The organism is Pseudomonas sp. GW456-E7, from assembly GCF_059424105.1.
The window spans coordinates 41,997-62,529 of the sequence record NZ_JBWKZB010000007.1 but is presented as its reverse complement, the minus strand read 5'-3'; the positions used below and the strand labels follow the sequence as shown (position 1 = coordinate 62,529).

The 20,533-nt window shown below is 61.5% G+C and carries 15 protein-coding genes; 10 read left to right on the top strand and 5 right to left on the bottom strand.

Going from position 1 to position 20,533, the window contains the following annotated elements; translation table 11 throughout:
• Window positions 1-390: 390 nt before the first annotated feature.
• A complete protein-coding gene (locus AC07YV_RS07135; RefSeq protein WP_102699074.1) occupies window positions 391-1,812 on the top strand; it encodes an amino acid permease in 1,422 nt (473 codons plus the stop codon).
• Window positions 1,813-1,877: 65 nt separating this feature from the next.
• Here AC07YV_RS07135 and AC07YV_RS07130 read toward each other — a convergent pair whose 3' ends face one another.
• Complete coding sequence (locus tag AC07YV_RS07130; RefSeq protein ID WP_102699073.1) at window positions 1,878-3,014, bottom strand: OpgC family protein; 1,137 nt, start codon at window positions 3,012-3,014, stop codon at window positions 1,878-1,880.
• 245 nt (window positions 3,015-3,259) lie between these two features.
• Between AC07YV_RS07130 and AC07YV_RS07125 the strand changes: the two genes are divergently transcribed.
• Genes AC07YV_RS07125 through AC07YV_RS07115 form a run of 3 tightly spaced genes read left to right on the top strand, consistent with a single transcriptional unit; the run spans window position 3,260 to window position 6,082 of the window.
• Window positions 3,260-3,634, top strand: coding sequence for a GtrA family protein (locus AC07YV_RS07125; RefSeq protein ID WP_494990273.1), 375 nt, complete (start codon window positions 3,260-3,262; stop codon window positions 3,632-3,634).
• Complete coding sequence (locus AC07YV_RS07120) at window positions 3,631-4,572, top strand: glycosyltransferase family 2 protein (RefSeq protein ID WP_102699071.1); 942 nt, start codon at window positions 3,631-3,633, stop codon at window positions 4,570-4,572. Before AC07YV_RS07125 ends, AC07YV_RS07120 begins: the two co-directional genes overlap by 4 nt.
• A 1-nt stretch (window position 4,573) precedes the next feature.
• A complete protein-coding gene (locus AC07YV_RS07115; protein WP_102699070.1) occupies window positions 4,574-6,082 on the top strand; it encodes a glucosyltransferase domain-containing protein in 1,509 nt (502 codons plus the stop codon).
• A 45-nt stretch (window positions 6,083-6,127) separates the two neighbouring features.
• Here the strand turns inward: AC07YV_RS07115 and AC07YV_RS07110 are convergent, their stop codons facing one another.
• Window positions 6,128-7,747, bottom strand: coding sequence for an FMN-binding glutamate synthase family protein (locus tag AC07YV_RS07110; protein WP_102699069.1), 1,620 nt, complete (start codon window positions 7,745-7,747; stop codon window positions 6,128-6,130).
• Between the two features lie 91 nt (window positions 7,748-7,838).
• Entirely contained in the window at window positions 7,839-8,639 is an 801-nt protein-coding gene (locus tag AC07YV_RS07105) for a helix-turn-helix transcriptional regulator (RefSeq protein ID WP_102699068.1), read from the bottom strand.
• A 124-nt stretch (window positions 8,640-8,763) separates the two neighbouring features.
• Between AC07YV_RS07105 and AC07YV_RS07100 the strand changes: the two genes are divergently transcribed.
• From AC07YV_RS07100 to AC07YV_RS07080, 5 genes are all read left to right on the top strand, one after another.
• Window positions 8,764-9,585, top strand: coding sequence for a carbon-nitrogen hydrolase family protein (locus AC07YV_RS07100; protein ID WP_102699067.1), 822 nt, complete (start codon window positions 8,764-8,766; stop codon window positions 9,583-9,585).
• 230 nt (window positions 9,586-9,815) lie between these two features.
• Entirely contained in the window at window positions 9,816-11,141 is a 1,326-nt protein-coding gene (locus AC07YV_RS07095; protein WP_102699066.1) for an APC family permease, read from the top strand.
• A gap of 154 nt (window positions 11,142-11,295) precedes the next feature.
• On the top strand, window positions 11,296-11,730 hold the full coding sequence (locus tag AC07YV_RS07090) for an NUDIX hydrolase (RefSeq protein ID WP_102699065.1): 435 nt from the start codon (window positions 11,296-11,298) through the stop codon (window positions 11,728-11,730).
• Window positions 11,731-11,753: 23 nt separating this feature from the next.
• Window positions 11,754-12,392: a LysE family translocator gene (locus AC07YV_RS07085; RefSeq protein ID WP_102699064.1), complete on the top strand. Its 639-nt coding sequence runs from the start codon at window positions 11,754-11,756 to the stop codon at window positions 12,390-12,392.
• Between the two features lie 2 nt (window positions 12,393-12,394).
• Window positions 12,395-12,892, top strand: coding sequence for a GNAT family N-acetyltransferase (locus AC07YV_RS07080; protein ID WP_102699063.1), 498 nt, complete (start codon window positions 12,395-12,397; stop codon window positions 12,890-12,892).
• 118 nt (window positions 12,893-13,010) lie between these two features.
• On the opposite strand, the gene metR is transcribed toward AC07YV_RS07080, so the two are convergent.
• Window positions 13,011-13,928, bottom strand: coding sequence for a transcriptional regulator MetR (gene metR / locus AC07YV_RS07075; RefSeq protein WP_008000240.1), 918 nt, complete (start codon window positions 13,926-13,928; stop codon window positions 13,011-13,013).
• A gap of 108 nt (window positions 13,929-14,036) precedes the next feature.
• The gene (locus AC07YV_RS07070; protein ID WP_102699062.1) at window positions 14,037-19,271 is read right to left on the bottom strand and encodes a dermonecrotic toxin domain-containing protein; all 5,235 of its coding nucleotides are present in this window, start codon (window positions 19,269-19,271) and stop codon (window positions 14,037-14,039) included.
• A 218-nt stretch (window positions 19,272-19,489) separates the two neighbouring features.
• Between AC07YV_RS07070 and AC07YV_RS07065 the strand changes: the two genes are divergently transcribed.
• The gene (locus AC07YV_RS07065) at window positions 19,490-20,524 is read left to right on the top strand and encodes an alpha/beta fold hydrolase (protein ID WP_102699061.1); all 1,035 of its coding nucleotides are present in this window, start codon (window positions 19,490-19,492) and stop codon (window positions 20,522-20,524) included.
• The last annotated feature ends 9 nt before the right edge of the window (window positions 20,525-20,533 follow it).

The window sequence follows — 20,533 nt, the reverse complement described above, 5'->3', positions numbered from 1 at the left end:
TGAAATTTCCCAACTCATTGAAGGATTCGGATCCAGGTAGCGCTGTTGTGGCGAGGGAGCTTGCTCCCGCTGGGCTGCGAAGCGGCCCCAAACCCTGCAACTACAGTTACAGGTTTTGCGCCTGCTGCGCAGTCGAGCGGGAGCAAGCTCCCTCGCCACAGTAGGGGGCTGTCTGAAACACCTGATTTAGAGCTTTCCAGGCTTTGGCAGGGGCATGACGATGCACCATTGTTGTGCAATACTCGGCGCCGCTTTTCCCACTGATCTTGCGGGTTTTTCCTACAGGACGGCGTTGCCCACGAGGCAGGGCCGGTTCGGGAGGCGATGGCTTATCGGCCTGCGCTTCGCCACTCGGTGGTCATATCCAATAACAAGACGAGGTTGTCCCCCATGCCCGTAGGCAATCACCTGCCCCAAGGCGAGACCGCTCAAGGCGGTCCGCTCAAACGTGAACTTGGCGAGCGGCATATTCGCCTGATGGCACTCGGTGCCTGTATCGGCGTCGGCCTGTTCCTGGGCTCGGCCAAGGCCATCGAAATGGCCGGCCCGGCCATCATGCTGTCCTACATCATCGGCGGTCTGGCGATCCTGGTGATCATGCGCGCCCTCGGCGAGATGGCCGTGCACAACCCGGTTGCCGGCTCGTTCAGCCGTTACGCTCAAGACTACCTGGGCCCGTTGGCGGGCTTCCTGACCGGCTGGAACTACTGGTTCCTGTGGCTGGTGACCTGTGTCGCGGAAATCACGGCCGTGGCGGTGTACATGGGCATCTGGTTTCCCGATGTACCGCGCTGGATCTGGGCGCTCGCTGCGTTGATCAGCATGGGTTCGATCAACCTGATCGCGGTCAAGGCTTTCGGTGAGTTCGAGTTCTGGTTTGCCTTGATCAAGATCGTCACCATCATTGCGATGGTGTTCGGCGGCATCGGCATCATTGCCTTCGGTTTCGGCAATGACGGCGTGGCCCTGGGGATTTCCAACCTGTGGACCCACGGCGGCTTCATGCCCAACGGCGTGCAAGGCGTGTTGATGTCCCTGCAAATGGTGATGTTCGCTTACCTCGGCGTGGAGATGATCGGCCTGACCGCCGGTGAGGCGAAGAACCCGCAGAAGACCATTCCGAACGCGATCGGCTCGGTGTTCTGGCGGATTCTGCTGTTCTACGTCGGTGCGTTGTTCGTGATCCTGTCGATCTACCCGTGGAATGAAATCGGTACCCAGGGCAGTCCGTTCGTGATGACCTTCGAGCGCCTGGGCATCAAGACCGCGGCCGGCATCATCAACTTCGTGGTGATCACGGCGGCGCTGTCGTCCTGCAACGGTGGCATCTTCAGCACTGGGCGCATGCTCTACAGCCTGGCGCAGAACGGCCAGGCCCCGGCCGGCTTTGCCAAGACCTCGAACAACGGCGTGCCGCGTCGTGCATTGCTGCTGTCGATTGGCGCGTTGCTGTTGGGCGTACTGCTGAACTATCTGGTGCCGGAAAAGGTGTTTGTCTGGGTGACAGCCATTGCCACCTTCGGCGCGATCTGGACCTGGGTGATGATCCTGCTGGCCCAGCTCAAGTTCCGCAAAGGCCTGAGCGCCAGCGAAGCGGCCGGCCTGAAATATCGCATGTGGCTGTACCCGGTCAGTTCGTACCTGGCGCTGGCGTTCCTGGTGCTGGTGGTCGGCCTGATGGCGTACTTCCCGGACACCCGCGTGGCGTTGTATGTGGGGCCAGCGTTTTTGGTGCTGCTGACGGTGTTGTTCTATGTGTTCAAGCTGCAACCGACCCATGTGTCGCAGGGGGCGGTGCGTTCGGTTTCTTGAATGTGCCCCGGTCCATTTGACCGGGGCTTTTTTGAAGATCAAAAGATCGCAGCCTGCGGCAGCTCCTACAAGGACATGCCTGGCTGCGATCTTTTGATTGTCTGGTTCAAACGCTTGTTGAACTCAAGCCACATCGCCAGCAACGCCATCAGCCCGGCACCCACCAGCGCCGTGAAGATCTGCATGGCAAACGCATCGTCGGTCAGGGCATTGACCATGTCCGCCAACGGCGCCAGCAGCACGCCCAGGCAGAAAATCTCCAGCGAGAAACGGCCCATGCGGCAGCTTTGCTGTGCCAGCCAGTTTTGCGTCCATCCGCTGTCGGGAATCAGTTTCGCCGTGACGTAGGCCAGTGCGAGGAAGTGCAGCAGGCGCACGGGGGACAGGTTGGTCTTGCTGATGGGGTAGAGGACGTTTTGCAGGCTCGCCGGCACCACGGCATCGTGCAGGTCCGGCCAACGCCACAGGACGGTCAACACCCCCGCGACCACGACGTACAGCGCCGCACTCACAAACAAAGGCTGGCGTACCAATGGGCGGGTCTCGGGCAAGCGCGGGCGCTGGCTGTGAATCGCCGCGGCGCCACCGAGCACAAACAGCAACTGCCAGGCGACCGGGTTGAAGTACCACACGCCGTCCTTGATGGCCGCCAGGTTCCAGCCCGCCAGTGGCACCATCAGGTACAACGCCACTGACATCGCGACCACCACCCAGGCCTTGCGCACCAGTATCGGCAGCACCAGGGGCAGCCCGGCCAGCAGCACGATGTACAGCGGCAGCGGGTCCATCAGGTTGGGCTTGAAGCGCAACAGCAGTTCATCGATCAGGGCCTGCTGAGGGTTGCTGATGAAATGATGCATGCCCATTTCCTCCACCAGATCCCGTGTTTCCACGTGACTGTTGGCGAAAAACACGATGCCCATCAGCATCGCCAACAGGAAGATATGCACCACATAGAGCACCCACGCCCGGCGCAGGATCTTCACGCAGGCGATCAGAAAGCCTTCGCGCGCCAGGACTTTGCCGTACGCCAGCACCGCGGCGTAACCGGCCAGAAACACGAAAACCTCGGCCGCATCGCTGAAACCGAAGTTACGCAGGGTGATTTGCCCCAATGGGTTGTGGGGCACGTGATCCCAAAAGATGAAGATCAGTGCCAGGCCACGAAAAAAGTCGATCCGGTGATCGCGCGCTAACGTCATGACAGCAGGCTCGTATCAGCGAGTGAAAATGGGATTGGCTGCGGGCGCATAGGGCCGCGCGCCAAGTCGGCGGCGCGCAGGGTGGCGTGATTCGCAGTGAATTGCAAAACCGGGATATTACCGGATGTCTCGGGCGTTGCTCCAAGGCTCAACCGCTGGTCTGAAAGGTCGGTCAATCTGCGATTTCTGACAGCAGACAGGCTCAAATACTCATAAGTGCAACGTTCTTGAAACGGGAGCCTCCAATGAGACTGTTGTGGAAAGGGCTGTCCAGCTACACGGTGATCGGGGTCGCCAACACCCTGATTCACTGGCAGGTCTTTTTCCTGTTGAGCGTGGCGACCGGCCTCAGCCAGGCACTCAGCAACCTGGCAGCCTTCTGTGTGGCTGCGTCGTTTTCCTTCTACATGAACGCGCAATTTACCTTCGCCGCCAGTGCCACGGTCGGCGGTTATCTGCTGTTTCTTTTGGGCATGGGGACACTGAGCCTGGGCGTCGGCCACCTGGGTGATGTGTGGCGCCTGCATGGCCTGCTCACCGTCGTGTTGTTTTCCGCGTTGAGCCTGGTGTTTGGCTTCCTGTATTCCAAGTACGTGGTGTTTCGCGAGCGTGATCAATGAAAATCTCGCTCATCGTCCCGGTGTTCAACGAGGAGCAGTCGATCAACCTGTTTTACCAGGCCGTGCGCCGCGAGTTGAAACTGGGCGATGCCGAGGTTGAAATCGTGTTCATCAACGATGGCAGCTCTGACCGCACGGCCGAACAGGCTACGGCACTGGCCGAGGCGGATGAGCAGGTGCTGCTGATCAATTTCTCGCGCAACTTCGGCAAGGAACCGGCCCTGTTTGCCGGCCTGGAGCACGCCAGCGGCGATGCCGTGATTCCCATGGATGTCGACCTGCAGGACCCGATCAGCGTCATCCCGCTGTTGGTCGAGCAATGGCAGAAGGGCGCCGATGTGGTGCTCGCCAAGCGCCGCAATCGGGACGTCGACGGCTACCTCAGGCGCCACAGCGCGTCGATTTTCTACCATGTGCTCAATCGCATCGCCTACACCCGGATCGAGGAAAACGTCGGGGATTTCCGGCTGATGGATCGCAAGGTGGTCGACGTGATCCGTTCCCTGCCCGAGCATCAGTTGTTCATGAAAGGCGTGTTGTCGTGGGCCGGGTTCAACACCGTGATGGTGGAGTACGAGCGGGCCGGGCGGGTAGCGGGGAGCAGCAAGTTCAATGGCTGGAAGCTGTGGAACCTGGCCCTGGAAGGCGTGACCTCGTTCAGCACCGTGCCGCTGCGCTTGTGGACTTACGTTGGTGGCGCGGTGTCGATTTTCGCGGTGCTTTACGCGGTGTACATGGTGCTGGACAAGATTTTCTTCGGCAACAACGTCCCCGGGTATCCTTCGTTGATGACCGCGATCCTGTTTCTCGGCGGCGTGCAACTGATCGGCATCGGCATCCTCGGCGAGTACATCGGTCGCATCTATATCGAGGCCAAGCACCGGCCGCGTTATGTGATCAAGGACATCGTCGGCGGCAAAGACCGGGGCAGGCACTAGCATGGGCCGGTTCAGCGACTTTTTCGTTCGCGAGCTCAGCCGGCATCAGGTCTGGCGGTTTTTTCTGCTCGCCACCCTGGTGTATGTCCTGCCGTTGATCCTCGCGGATTATCCCTACATCGATGACAACTGGCGCTCGCTGGCGGCGGGCATGGCCTGGTCCGAACAGGGCCGACTCTTCGCCCAACTGTTTTACAACGCGCTGACCTTCAGCCATGCCGCGCCGAACATTTTTCCCTTGCCCCTGTTGATCGCCACGCTGGCCATGGCGGCCGCCCTGACGAGCCTGACCTTCCATTACTTTCGCCAGCCGACCATTGCTTGTTGCCTGGTGCTGTTGCCGCTCTGGTACAACCCGTTCTTCCTGCAGAACCTGTCCTATCAATACGACGGTCCCACCACGACCCTCAGCCTGGTGGCGGTGATCTACGCCATCACCTTTCGTCACCCGTGGCGCAGCGTGCAATGGCTGGTGCCCTCGTTCCTGATTGCACTGGCGCTGGGGTTGTACCAGATCAGCCTGAATGTGTTCCTGGGCCTGTGTTGCCTGGAATTGCTCAGGGCGGCTAACGAAAGAACCGCCCCGGTGCCATGGCGCGACCTGCTGGGCTGGAAAGCCGCCCAGGTCATCCTCGGCGGGTTGATCTACAGCGTCAGCGCTTATCTGTTCATGGACTCCAATCGCACGTTGCTGCTTGACTGGACGGCGCATCCTTTATTGCAGATCCAGATCAACATTGACCGGGTCCTGGAGAAAGTCGTGCTGCTTTTCCATGGCGGATGGCTCTGGGTGTTCGGCGGGTTGCTGTTGCTCGCGATAGCCGGGGCGGTGCGGCTGGGATTGAACGTAGCGGCGCGTCAGGACGACGGGTCGAAGAAGCTGTTGATCGGTTTGATGTGCTTGCTGACAGTGCCGGTGGTGACGCTGCTGGTGTCCGGTGTCGCGTTGTTTTTCCGCGACTTCAACGAGGGCGCCCGCACCTTGATGGGCTTCGCCGTGCTGCTGGTGTTGCTGTGCTATTTGAGCCATCTGGCGCTGGCGTCGATTCATGAGCGACTGCCATTGTTGTTGATCATTCCGCTGCTGGCCATGCTGTCGTTGTCGTTCGCCTATGGCCGGGTGCTGACGGTGCAGAAAACCTTCGCCTCCACTGCACTGGCCAGCCTTGCGTACGACATCGCCAGCCATCAGTCGCTGCGCGAGGCCAGGCGGATTTACCTCTCGGTGACTTACTCCGACTATTGGTTGGTGGCGGCGGCAGGCTCGTTCAAGCAGATGCCGGTGCTGCACTACCTGCTCAATACCGATTTTTACATGCTGGCCGAGAACCTGCCGAAAGCGGGCATCACCAATGTGGTGGCGGAGCGCGAGCGGCGCAATGCGACGCGGGTTGGCTATCAGGGCTATCCGGCGCTGGTGGACAGCCAGTTCTACCGGATTTACCTGATCGGTGATTACGGTTTTATCGTGATGAAGGAGCCGGCCCGGAGCAAAACGCTGCGTTGGTGACGGGTGAGGATCAAAAGATCGCAGCCTGCGGCAGCTCCTACAGAGTCAAGCGGCGGCTATTTCGTTGGGTTCGAAACTGTCGGCCCGGGCCATCTGCCACATCCGCGAGTAGAACTCGCCGTTCACTTCGCCAGTCAGCAATTCCCCCGGCTTGAGGAACACGTGCAGCTGCGAGAACAGCTTGATCTCGGTCGCCGACATGCGTCGCACCAGATGCTTGGCCGACAACTGCGACGGATGTTCGAGGCCGGCGGCGGCGAGCATTTCCGCCAGGGCCTTGAGGGTGTTGCGGTGGAAGTTGAATACGCGCTGGGCCTTGTCCGGCACCACCAGCGCGCGCTGGCGCAGGGTGTCCTGGGTGGCGACGCCGGTCGGGCATTTGTTGGTGTGGCAGCTCTGCGACTGGATGCAACCGATGGCGAACATGAAGCCGCGCGCCGAGTTGGCCCAGTCGGCACCGATGGCCAGCACGCTGGCGATGTCGAAGGCGCTGACGATCTTGCCGCTGGCGCCGAGTTTGATCTTGTCCCGCAGGTTCAGGCCCACCAGGGTGTTGTGCACGAACAGCAGGCCCTCGCGCATCGGCACGCCGATGTGGTCGGTGAACTCCACGGGCGCGGCGCCGGTGCCGCCTTCCTTGCCGTCGACCACGATGAAGTCCGGGAGGATGCCCGTCTCCAGCATGGCCTTGGCAATCCCCATGAACTCCCACGGATGGCCGAGGCAGAACTTGAAGCCCACCGGTTTACCGCCGGACAACTCACGCAGTTGTGCGATGAAATGCATCATTTCGATCGGCGTCGAAAACGCCGTGTGGCGCGAGGGTGACACGCAGTCCTCGCCCATGAGGATGCCGCGGGTTTCGGCGATTTCTTTGGTGACCTTGTGCTTGGGCAGGATGCCGCCGTGGCCGGGCTTGGCACCCTGGCTCATCTTGATTTCGATCATCCGCACCTGTGGCGTGCGGGCTTGCGCGGCGAAGCGTTCCGGGTCGAAACGACCGTCGCTGGTGCGGCAGCCGAAGTAACCGCTGCCCAGTTCCCAGGTCAGGTCACCGCCGTGTTCCCGGTGATAGGGGCTGATGCTGCCTTCGCCGGTGTCATGGGCGAAATTGCCCAACTTGGCGCCCTGGTTCAACGCGCGGATGGCGTTGGCGCTGAGGGAACCAAAACTCATGGCTGAAATGTTGAACACCGACGCCGAATACGGCTGGGTGCACTGCGGGCCGCCGACGGTGACGCGGAAACTGCTCGGGTCGCTCAACGGCGCCGGGCGCATGGAGTGGCCGATGAACTCGAAACCCGACTGATACACGTCGATCAGGGTGCCGAAGGGTTTGTCGGCGGTTTCGTTCTTGGCCCGGGAATAAACCAGCGAGCGCTGGGCCCGGGAGAAGGGCAGGGCTTCGCTGTCGGATTCGAGCAGGTACTGGCGGATTTCCGGGCGAATGCCTTCGACCAGGTAGCGGATATTGCCCAGGATCGGGTAGTTGCGCCGTACCGCGTGGGGGCTCTGCAGCAGATCGAACAGGCCGATCAGGCTGAGGACAGCGGTGACGACGGTGATCGGCCAGAGCCAGTCATAGTCAAGAAAGGGCAGGCTGGCGAGGGTGAAGATCACGCAGACGGCAAAGAAGGCGTAGCGGCTCAGGAGTGACAGGCTCATACGGTTTCCTTGAGTTTTAAAGATCGCAGCCTTCGGCAGCTCCTACAGGGGAATGCGATCCATGTAGGAGCTGCCGAAGGCTGCGATCTTTTCAGGCATTTTGTGCCTGGAGAAAAATCGAAAACAGCTCGGACTGGGACTTGATCCCCAGCTTGCTGTACATGTGTTTCTTGTGGACTTTCACGGTTTCGACAGAGATTTCCAGCTTACGGGCGATTTCTTTACTGGAGCAACCGCTGAGCATCAAACGCCCGACATCCAGCTCCCGTGCCGTCAACTGTGCGCCCTTGAGCTGCTGCACCGAAGCCTCCAGTTGCACCCGCCAGTCGGCTTGCGGCGGTGCGGGAGCGAGGGCCACCGCTTCGTTGATTTCATAGGGTAGGCGCTGGCGCAACAGGCCGAGCACCCATGGCTGGATCAGCGACAACAAGGCGATCTGCTGGCCGCTGAAGCGCTGTGTGCTGCCCAGGGACAGGCACAGCGTGCGGTCGCCTTCGAGCTGACAATTGAACTGGATTTCGTCGGCCACCACATTCAGACGAAAGTAGCGCTGGTAATACTCGGTCAGCTCGAAGTGCTCCGGGGCCACTTCCGACAGTCGATACAGCCCGGTGCGCGACTGCTCGCGGCAGGCGATATAGAAGGGGTCGAGCAGGTACAGGCCGCGCAGGTAATCCTGGAACAACTGGTCGGGGCTGCCGTCCTCGCCAGGGCATTCGGCGAACACCAGCGGGCGCTGATCGGCGCTGAAAAGCAGGGCCACCCAACTGTCGAAGGGCACGTACTGATCCAGCAAACGCACCAGCTGGGTCCAGAAGTTGGGCTTGTCCAGGGCGTCGATCAGTTGCCCCACCGAGCGGTGCCAGGCGATGTCGTCCAACGAGAGTGTCATGCATCTACCCCTATCGTGTTACCCCGGCGGCGTAATTCCCCGCCCGGTTGCTTGCTGCGCATACTGGCGCACAGACAACGACCGGGCAATCTTTCTGCCGCCCGGCCCCTGACAAGGAATACCCATGAAGGTCGAACTCGCCCAATTGGCAGGCCGTGACAACGACACGGCCTACAACCTCGAACGCACCCTGGCGGCCATCGCCGCGTGCGCAGCCGACACGCAGCTGATCATGTTCCCTGAAGGTCACTTGATGGGCTTCCCTTCGGCGGAGTCCGTGGCCGATGTCGCCGAACCGCTGGACGGTCCGTCCGTCAGCGCGTTAATCGTCGCTGCCCGCGAGCACAATATCGCCGTGGCCATCGGCATGGCCGAGAACGACGACGGTCGCTTCTATAACACAACGCTGTTGATCACCCCTGAAGGCATCGCGCTGAAGTACCGCAAGACCCACCTGTGGGCCTCGGATCGCGGTGTGTACGAGGCGGGTGATCGCTACGCCACCTGTCTGTGGAACGGCGTGCGCGTGGGCCTGCTGATTTGCTACGACATCGAATTCCCCGAAAGCGCCCGCGCCCTGGCGCAACTGGGCGCCGAGCTGTTGATCGTCACCAACGGCAACATGGACCCCTACGGCCCGACCCACCGCACCGCCATCATGGCCCGCGCCCAGGAAAACCAGGCGTTTGCACTGATGGTTAACCGGGTGGAAGAGGGGGATGGCGGTTTGTTGTTTGCCGGCGGCAGTGCGCTGGTTGATCCGCAGGGCACGCTGCTGTTCGAGGCCGGACGCGAGGAAGGGCAGTTTGCCGTTGAGCTGGACCTGAAGCAGTTGACGGCGGCGCGCCAGGATTATCGGTATCTGGATGATCAGCGACTGAAGTTGCCGGGGGAGGTGGTTGAGCATGCTTGCGGATTGCGCGAGCTGCTGATTCCCAGGGGCTGATCCGGATTGCTTGTCGACCGGGCTGACGCCATCGCGAGCAAGCTCGCTCCCACAGGGGGACTTCAGTGTTGTGAACGACACAAATCCTGTGGGAGCGAGCTTGCTCGCGATGAGGCCCTGACAGACGACACACCTGTTTGACCATTCACCCAAAAACAACAACGCCACCCCCGTAATTTCCGCCGAACCCGGCTCTGCCATAAATCCAATAAAATTCGGAGTAGTCGCTCATGGCTCGTTTGCAACGCACCCTGTCACTGGGGTCGGTGGTGCTGTTTGGCATCGCCTACATGACGCCGATCATTGTGCTCGGCACCTTTGGCATCCTCGCTCAATCCACCGCCGGCATGGTACCGGCCGCGTACCTCGCGGCGCTGGTGGCGATGTTCTTCACTGCCATGAGCTACGGCCGCATGGCCTCGGCCTTCCCGGTGGCCGGCTCGGCCTACAGCTATGTGCGCAAGGCCATCAGCCCGAAACTCGGGTTCATCGCCGGTTGGGCCGTGCTGCTCGATTATCTGTTTTTGCCGATGGCGATCTGGCTGATCGGCGCGGCTTACCTCAACTCCGCGTTCCCGGCGGTGCCGCAGTGGATCTGGGTGCTGGCATTCATCGGCATCACCAGTGCGATCAATATCGTTGGCCTGAAACTGGCCAACGGCATCAACGCCCTGCTGATGCTGGTGCAGTTCCTGGTGCTGATCGCCTTCGTTGCGCTGTGCGTGCATTACGTCGGTGGTGATGCGAGCACGCCGTTGTGGTCGATCAAGCCCTTCTTCAATGGTGACATGCAGATGCCGCTGATCATGAGCGGCGCGGCCATCGCCTGCTACTCGTTCCTGGGCTTCGACGCCGTCAGCACCCTCACCGAAGAAACCCGCGATCCACGCCGTACCATCCCTCGGGCAATCATGTTGATCACCTTGATCGGCGGGCTGATTTTCGTCGGCGTGTCGTACTTCGTGCAGATCGCTCATCCGTCGTTCCAGTTCGAGAGTGTCGACTCGGCGGCCTATGAAATTGCCCGCAACATCGGCGGTGACCTGTTCGTCTCGATTTTCCTGATCGGCCTGATCGTCGGCCAGTTTGCTTCGGGCCTGTCGGCCCAGGCCAGCGGTTCGCGGTTGCTCTACGCCATGGGCCGCGACGGCGTGCTGCCGAAGTCGTTTTTCGGCACCCTGCACGAACGCTTCGGCACGCCGATCAACAGCATCCTGCTGTGCGCGGTAGTGGCGTTGCTGGCACTGAAACTGGACGTCACCACCTCGACCTCGTTCATCAACTTCGGCGCATTCCTGGCGTTCAGCCTGGTCAACCTGTCGGTGATCTTCCATTACTGGATCGGTGGCGACAAAAAAGGCCTGCGCGAATTCGTGCTGTTCCTGCTGTTCCCGTTCATCGGCCTGGCAGCGGATTTGTGGCTGATGGTCAGCCTCGATCACCTGGCGGTTTATCTGGGGTTGAGCTGGCTGGCGATTGGCGTGGTGTACCTCGCGGTGTTGACCGGCGGTTTCCGTCGGCAGCCGCCGGAGATGGATTTTCAGGAAGCCACGTAACACCCCCGTGTAGGAGCTGCCGCAGGCTGCGATCTTTTGATTTTTGCGATCAAGATCAAAAGATCGCAGCCTGCGGCAGCTCCTACAGGTGGCTTTTGATCTCGGCTGGCGGACATGTGATCCTTGGCGTTTTTGAGTCAAAGGCCTTCTGTTTATGTCGACGTTTTCCATGCCAGCCTCCGGGACCATCCGCATCGCCGCAGCCCTGTTGATCGGCCCTGATGGCCGCACGCTGCTGGTGCGCAAGCACGGTACCACGGCATTCATGCAGCCGGGCGGCAAGATCGAGCCCCATGAATTGCCGGTTCATGCGCTGGCCCGGGAGCTGGAAGAAGAGCTGGGTCTGGACATCGACCCGGCGCAGGCCGTTTACCTCGGTCACTTTTCGGCACCGGCGGCCAACGAGCCGGGTTTTGTCGTACACGCCGAGATTTTTCAGTTGCACATCGATGCCGACGTGACGCCTGCGGCGGAGATCGAAGAAGTGATCTGGATCGACCCGGCCACCGAGGGTGGTGTCGTTCTTGCGCCATTGACAAGGGACCTGATCCTGCCGTTTTATCGAGCATCGCTGACTGCGATCGCCTGATCATCACGCAAAGGACCTCGCCCATGATCCCGCTTCAAGACCTGCTGATTTTTGCCGCTGCCGCGTTGCTGATGGTACTGACGCCGGGGCCGAACATGATCTACCTGATCTCCCGTTCGATCTGCCAGGGGCGCAAGGCCGGGGTGATCTCCTTGCTCGGCGTGGTCGCGGGTTTTTTCGTGCACCTGTTTGCTGCGGCCGCCGGTTTGACCGCCGTGTTCCTGGCGGTGCCGATGGCCTATGAGGTGTTGAAGTGGGCCGGTGCGCTGTACCTGTTGTGGCTGGCCTGGCAGGCGGTCAAACCCGGTGCACGCTCGCCGTTCGAGGCCCAGCAGTTGCCCCCGGATTCGTCGCGCAAGCTGATCACCATGGGCTTTCTGACCAGTGCCTTGAACCCGAAAATCGCGGTGTTCTATCTGTCGGTGTTTCCGCAGTTCATCACGCCGGAGCATGGCTCGGTGTTCAGCCAGAGCCTCATCCTCGGCCTGACCCAGATCAGTGTCAGTTTCTGCGTCAACCTGCTGATCGCCATGTTTGCCGCCGGTATCGCCTCGTGGTTCGTCAGCAATCCGACCTGGCTGGCGATGCAGCGCTATTTCATGGGTTTCGTATTGTCGGCACTGGCGCTGCGGCTGATGCTTGAGCAAAAACGGATGGCCTGAGCATGTGGATCGAGCGACTGGATGCCAGCCATGCCCTGGACTATCGGGCTCTGATGCTCGAAGCCTACGATCTGCACCCGCAGGCTTTTACCTCGAGTGTGCGCGAGCGGGCGGCGATGCCGCTGGGCTGGTGGGAGTCGCGCCTGACCAGCAAGCTGGACGTGGTGCTTGGGGCGTTCGAGGACGGCCAGTTGGCCGGCATTGTCGGCCTCGCCTTCGAGCTTCGGGAAAAGGCCCGGCACAAGGTGACGCTGTTTGGCATGTACGTCTCGCCAACGATTCGCCAGTGCGGGCTCGGCTATCAACTGGTTCAGGCGGCACTGACCGAGGCGCAGCACCATGCAGGTTTGCGTCTGATCCAGTTGACCGTCACCGCCGGCAACAATGCCGCGTTCAACCTCTACCGGCGCTGCGGTTTCGTCCAGTTCGGCCTGGAACCGATGGCCGTGCGGGTGGGGGAAGACTATTTCGACAAGATCCACATGTGGCGCGAAATATAAGGATCACCGGGATCCTTGTGGGAGCGGGCTTGCTCGCGAAAGCGGTGTGTCAGGCAACATCAATCTTGAATGTTATGCCGCTTTCGCGAGCAAGCCCGCTCCCACATTTGATCGCATTTCAGCGAACCGCACTAACGCCGTCCAGCGTCGAAAACGACGTGTCCTTGGCCGTCAGCAAGAAGTCGCGCATGTACGGTGCATCGAGCATGTCGGCGCGGATCGCCGCATACAGCGTGGCGAACAACCCCTTCTCACCCAGCCGCTTGCCTTTCACATAACCCCGTGAACTGTATTCATGCAGCGCCCAATGGGGCATGCCGCACACGCCACGACCGCTGGCCACCAGCTGCATCATCATCACCGTCAGTTCCGAGGTGCGGACCTGGGCCGGTTCGATGTCGGCGGGTTCGAGGAAGCGGGTGAAGATGTCCAGCCGGTCCCGTTCCACCGGGTAGGTGATCAGGGTTTCCGGGAGCAAGTCTTCGGGGACGATATAGGCCTTGCCGGCCAGGCGGTGCTGGTTGGCCACCGCCAGCATCGCTTCATAAGTGAACAGCGGCACATAGGTGATCCCGGCCAGATCCAGCGGGTCGGAGGTCACCACCAGGTCCAGGTCGCCACGGGCCAGGGCCGGCAGCGGGGCGAAGGAGAAGCCCGAGGCCAGGTCCAGCTCGACTTCCGGCCAGGCATCGCGGAACTGGTCGATGGTCGGCATCAGCCACTGGAAGCAACTGTGGCATTCGATGGCCATGTGCAGACGACCGGCGGTGCCCCCGGCCAGGCGACTGATGTCGCGTTCGGCAGCGCGCAGCAATGGCAAGGTGGCGTCGGCCAATTGCAACAGGCGCAAACCGGCGCTGGTGAAGCGCACCGGCTTGGTCTTGCGCACGAACAACGGCATGCCCATGCGCTCTTCCAGCTCCTTGAACTGATGAGACAGGGCCGACTGGGTCAGGTGCAGGCGATCGGCCGCATCCACCAGGCTGTCGGCTTCGCGCAAGGCGTGCAGGGTCTTGAGGTGACGGATTTCAAGCACCGGTGACTCCATGAGTAAAATTTGTAGAGAAATCGAAAAGGTTGAGTTTGTCTCATGTTGAAGGCGCTGTCCACGACGAGGCACATGGCGTGCCCCGTCGTTATCATTTTACAGCGTGGAAAAGTGTTTGTTGCCCAGCGGTTTGCCGATGTCGCCGCGCCAGATCGCCTCGACCGTACCACCACTGGCGGCCACGTCCTGCTGCCATTTCAGGCCGAGGTTGCGTTGTTCCGGCAGTTTCAGATGACCTTTGACGAAGTCACCGAATGCCGGCTTGGCCGAGGTGTAGTGGAAGTGCGCGTACCACAGGGTTTGCGCCGGTTCGCTGCGCAGGTCGCGCACTTCGTACTCCTGCAGGAAATCCCGTCGTCCGTCGGCGCGTTTGCCCAGGTCGCGCAAGCTACCCTCCTTGCGGATGTCCACCACTTGTTGTTCGCGCAGATAGTCCAGATAACCTTCGGTCGGGGTTTTGCTGTTCATGCTTTGATTGATGCGCAAGGTACGCCCCGTGCGCAACATTTCATCCGCCCGATTGCGCAGTTGCAGCGCTACGGCATCGGTGGGGGACAAGCGTTCGATGGCCCGGGCACGCATGGTCAACTCCGTGGCCTCGCTGCTCATCATGTGCTCAAGGTCGACCGGTCGCATGTCCTGCCGCGCATAGCCTTCGACTTTGCGGGTGTAGGCGTCTGCCGCCTCCAGCCTGTTCCTGGCTTCTGTCAGCAGCTGCCCGACATCAGTCGGCAGTTCCGGCTGCACGGAACTCGTTGGCTCGCTGAGGTGATATTTGCCGCTTGAGCGCGGCAGCCAGGTTTCCGTGTGGCCATCGACCCCTTCGATGGTGAAGCGTTTTTGCCGGGTGACGGCGTCGGTGCTGGCGATACCGATCAGCAACTGGTTGTCTTCGGTCTCGAACAGTTGCTGTCCGGGTCGGCCTTCTTTGGGCACCACCGAAGGTCGCGTCTTGATGGCTTGGCGTGCAAAATCTTCAACCTTGTCCAGGTTGTCCAGAAACGCGGTGACTTGGTCCAGGTCCAGATGCTGCGGATAGCCGAGTGTCCAGGCGCCCAGCTGACGGCGGAACTCGGTATAGGTGGTCAGGCAGTCTTCGAGGACTTTGCTGCGCTGGCTGACGCTGGCGCTCACCTGGGGCAGGTGATGTTGCGTCAGCAGCGCGCGGCCGACCTTGTTGCGGGCTGCTTTCAACTGCACGTGGAAGTACGTCCAGGACAGGTCGGTCACCGCGTCATAACGGGTGACGACTTCCAGGGTGTGCGCGGTTTTCAGGTAGAAGTGATTGGCGTCGCTGAATTTCTCATTCACGGTCGTCATGCTCTGCGCCATCTCCGCTTTTTGCGCCCGGTTAGTGATCCGGCGGTTCCAGCGATTGGCTTCCTCGACTGTCGTATGGAGCTGATCGAAGTCTTTGAGAAAGTCTTTGCGGACCTCCTTGCGTTGTGCCATGAGCTGCAAGTGCGCGGTGGTATCGGTGAGCGGTGTGGCATCTGACCGGGCGATCAACTGATCGATACGGTCGAGGTGCTCCACCAGCCGTTCCTTGGCCAGGCCGATCCGCCGCACCGAACGGTCGACGATGATCCAGGCGCAGCGGCTTTGGATGTCTTCGATCTGCACGCGTTTGCGGCCATGGCTGTACAGCATCAGCTCATCGAGATTCAGGTATTGCGCCTGGGCAAGGTCGATATCGTTCGCGCAGGCGACATCGGCACGGGTGCGAAGGGCTGGGCGCTGTCCGGGTTCGAGGGTGAAGTAGTGCTCCAGCGTGACGTTGGTGCTGCGGGTCTGGGTATCGAGCCGTCGCGTGTAGGCGTCGGCGGTCTGGGTCAGGGTCAATTGCCGGCGTAAGGCGCGGTCCGTCCACCAGCGCGGCAGCCAGCGGCGAATGGCGGCCGGCCAGAGTGGATCAAGCCCGTCGGCCATGTGCCCGAGCACCGCGCCACCGCCCACGCCGCCGCCTTCGATCACGGTGCCGTACACCGCGTAGTGGGTGTTCCAGTGGCCTGACTCATCCAGGGCCACTGGCTGTTTGTAGGTCCGGCTGCTGGTGCCGCTCAAGCGCCAGCGGGGTGGTTCGCCTTCCAGCTCGATGCGATAGATTCGTCCCTGGCTGACCATGAAATGGCCGTCAGCGTGGCGATACACGTTGCGATAAATGCCTTCGCTGCCCGGTTGCAGGCCCGCGAGGGAAATCGGTTTTTCATATTCATACCCCTTGAAGCGTTCCAGCGACCGCCGTGCCTGGCGTTGCGTCGATACCTGCAAGGCCCGCGGACTTTTGCCCAGCGCCCGCCACTGACGACTGCGCGTGGCGACACGGGCGACTCGGGGGGTGGCAGTGGTGCCGGGGAGAATGTCCATGGCCGCGTCGATCAGCGACAACAGCACCGCCTCCACCTCGGCCAGGCCATGGCCGACATCGCCACGCAGGAAGGCCGCGACCGCCAGGTTGGCACTGTTCCAGGCGTCGTACAGGGCGATGCTCGTACCGATGAAGGGCAGCATGCCCACGGCCATTTTCAGGTAGTTGAACATTGCGCCGGACTTCAAGGCGACCTGCTCCAGGTACAACGCATCATTGGAGCGCGATGTCGCCCGATGGGCTTCCAGCAAACGGCCCATGTGCACATTCAGCAGGTGCGCTGCCAGGGAAGTGCTGGCTGGCCAGGGCATACCGACGCCGATCAGCCCGTCGAAGTTTTTCAATAGGGCCTGGTTGATCCGGCTGACGTGGTGGGCGACATCGCCCGTCAAGGCCCGGTCGGCCAGGTAGTTGACCATCGAGCTGCGCAGGCAATCGTTGAACAGGCGCATCCGTGCCTGTTCAAGGCTGTCGAACTGGCGCAGATAAACGCCGTCGGGGCTTTCGGGCAGATACAGCAGGGTCAGGCCGCTGACCTGCTCCACGATAAAGGTGACGCCGGACAAGGTGCTCGGTCCCTGGGCGTGGGTGTCCTTGCCGCCCACGGTCAGGTGCGCGGGCAGCAACTCGATGCGCTTGCCGTCGCTGGCAAAGGCTTCACGGCTGTTGGCGTCGATGGCGATTTCCAGCACTTGCCGGCCGTTGGCATCGATGTCCTTTGCCAACTCGGCGAATTCGCCTTGCAGGCGAAGCATCAGGCGCCACGGCTCACTCAGGCATTCGCGCCGATGTTCATTACTGAAGGTCGATGCCGTCGAGGTGCCGAGGAACGTCTCGCGGATCAGCCTTTCATATTGCCCGGCCAGATCCAGCTCGGTGACCAGCGTGCTCAGCCAGGACGTTGTGATGGCACTTTTCAGTTTCTGCTGTTGTGTGACGTCGGCACCGCTGACCTCGACCTGCATGAACGACAGTCGCCACCCCATTTCCTGATCGATGTTGCCCAGCGCCAGCTCACCCAGGGACAGCTTGCTGCGCTGCTCGCTGGCGAACAGCACATTTTTCTGAGGGGTGCCCGGAGCGGCGCCTTCAATCACCACTTTCTGCCATCGAGTGGAATCGGGAACATCGAGTAGCACCTGCACCGCTTGAGTGAGGTCGAAGTCCTGGCGCAACCGGGCGTCAATAGCCTTGATGGCGAAGGCTTCCCGTGGCGGCAGTTCGCGTTCGAACCACGCGTGGGAGCGCTGCATCGCGGCGATCCAGGATTTGAGCAGCGTCTTGAGCCGGTCACGCTGCACGCTGGGCAGTTCGCGATGCCACGACGGCAATTGAGCGGCCAGTGCACTGCTCTGGTTTTGCTCGACGAGGCGTGCGTAAACCCAGTCCCGGGCGGCGGATTGGGGGACGGTCAGGCAGGCGAGGGTCTGTTCGCGCAGATTTTCCAGTTCGGCCGCACGCTGGCTGGTACGAAGCGGAACAGGATTGGCCGCAATGATTCGGGCAGCTTGTTGTTCACAGCTGTGGAGCTGGATTTGCAGGGCGTATTCAAACGGCGAGCCGCTCAGCGGCACAACGTGCACTGCCAGGGCAGGGTCGTTGACCGGGCGTTTGAACAGCGACTGTTCCAGCTGCTGTCGAGAGGCAAACCGTTGCAGTCCACCAAAGCGTCCGGGCCAGTAGAGCAACAGGCTGTCGGTCGAATGGGCCAGCAGCGCAGAGGGTTTTGCAAACAGCAGAACGCCGTCCAGTTCCTCGGTTTGCGTGCGGCGGGTGTCGCCTTCGGTGTCGGTTGCCGACAGTTCCAGCCGCGCGACCACCAGGTCGTCCGCGCGGGGCTGATCGGGGGCATCCAGCACACTGATGAGCCATTGATGCTCTTCACTGTTGATCTGATTCAGGCTCAATTGCAGTTCGGCTTCTGCGCGCAAACCGTCTTGGCGTGCCTGGAGCAGGGCCGCGTAATGCGGGCCCGGCTGGTGGCGCAGCTCAAGCCATTTGAGGTCATCGGCGGCGTTCAGTAGTGCCGTCGCGGCGGCGTTGCTGGCCTGCTCGGCAGCGCTGAGGCCCTCGAGTTGCTGTTGCAGGCGTTGCAGGCGCGGATCCTTGGCATCCCCCGCAAAGTCATCGCCGAGCAGACTCTCCAGGGCCGTCCGTTGTTGTGCCAGCGCGCTGTGACGCACGCCCAAGGGAATATCGGGGCTGAGCTGGCCGAACAGGGCCGCGTTGTCGTCAGTCTCCACCCGTGGCAGGTCGGGGGGCGCGGCCAGCACGGCAGCATTGCCGGGCCGGTCCGCGGGGCCGACGGACAAGCGCGACAACAGGGCTTCGGCGCCGGTGTGCAGCACAGCCTTGTCGAGGACGGTGTAATCGACGCTGCCCTTGTCCATCGACAGCCGGGGCTGGTCGAACCGCTGTGGTTGATGCTCGGTCAACCAGCGCTCCAGCTCAATCCGGCTTTGAAAGGTCATCCAGGCGGATGAATGCGAAGGCAGATACAACAGCTGAGCGACCGGTTGATCGGTATCCCGGGTGATGACCAGCGCGCCCGACAGCGGGGTAGACAGGCCATTGTCATCTATGAGGCTCAGCTGTTCGACGTACACGGGGTGCTGGTCAGGCGTTGGTGTTGGCGCTGGCGGGTCGATGAGCGCCAGTAAGGTTTTGATCTGCCCGGCATCGAGGATGCCTTGGGCAAACGCCCATTGGCTCGACACCTCGAAATGCTGGCGATACAAGCGGATGGCTTGTTCCCGACGCGAGCGATCGGTGCCGAGTGCACGTGCGCTCCACCAAGCGGTGTCGAGCTGGGCTTGCGAGCTTTGCGCCATGAGGCTGAGCCACTGCTCGCGGCATTCTTCCCAGCGTGACGAGGCGCTCAGGCTCAGGCCCTGGTCCGGGTTGGCGGGCAATGGGTAGATGAGGCCGAAATCGGCCGTAAGGGGTGTGGTTTCGTCAACCATGACGATGAGTCTCCAGAAAGCCGAACCGTGCCGGCGGTACGGGCATTAGGCGGCAGTCGGCAGGAGGTCGGGTGGTACATAGTTATCGCGAAACCGGGTGTGACGCCGGATGACCGTCCGGCGCTGTTCATCAAACTGTCATGGAACTGTGGCAGCGCGCTTGAACAAACTTCATCAGACTCGCGCTCTACTGGGGTTCTGCGTTTTGGTGTTTTTCCATGGGTGCTGCATTCTTTTCACGAATCATATTTCTGGCCGCATTGTTGTTCGGCCTGCCGTCTTTGGCGGCCTCGCGTTGTGACGTCAATGTTGCGACCGAACGGGTGGATCTGGCCCAGGTAAGCCTGGCGTACCAGAGCATCGGTCGTGCGTCGGATCCGGCCTTGCTGCTGGTGATGGGCCTGGGCGGGCAGTTGATCCACTGGCCGGACGAGGTGGTGGTCGCCCTGTGTCAGCAGGGGTTCCGGGTGATCCGCTATGACAATCGCGATGTCGGCCTGTCGACCTGGCGGCAAGCACCGGCCGAAGCCAACCTGACGTTCGAAGTGCTGCGCTACAAACTCGGCTTGCCGGTGTCGTCGCCGTACTCGCTGACCGACATGGCCGACGATGGTCTGGGCTTGATGGATGCCTTGCACATCGATCAATTCCACGTGTTGGGCGCCAGCATGGGCGGGATGATCGCCCAGCACATGGCAGCCATGGCACCGCAGCGGGTCGAGAGCCTGACCCTGATCATGACCAGCTCCGGGGCCGAAGGCTTGCCCGCGCCTAGTGCGGCGCTGGTGCAATTACTGGCGCGACGTGGCGCAGCGAACCGCGAGGTGGCCCTGGAACAACAGGCCGACTTGCTGGCGGCGCTGGGCAGCCCGATGGTGAGCGATGATCGTCAGGTGCTGTTGCATCAGGCGGCGCAGTCCTATGACCGGGCGTTCAATCCCGAGGGTGTGAAACGCCAGATCATGGCCATTCTCGCCGAGCCGAGCCGGGTCGCGCTGCTCAACCAGTTGCGGGTGCCGGCGCTGGTGGTGCATGGCACGGCCGACCCCTTGCTGCCGGTGATGCATGGGGTGCATCTGGCGGCGCATCTGCGTGGCAGCCAGTTGGTCTTGATTCCGGGCCTGGCCCATCGTTTCCAGGAGGCGTTCAAGGCGCCGTTGCTGGGGGCGGTGTTGCCGTACTTGCGCGAGCACCGTGAAGACACTTCGCACTGGGCGCAGATCGAGCCTGTGGCCGACCACAATCTGCTCTAACCCCCGATC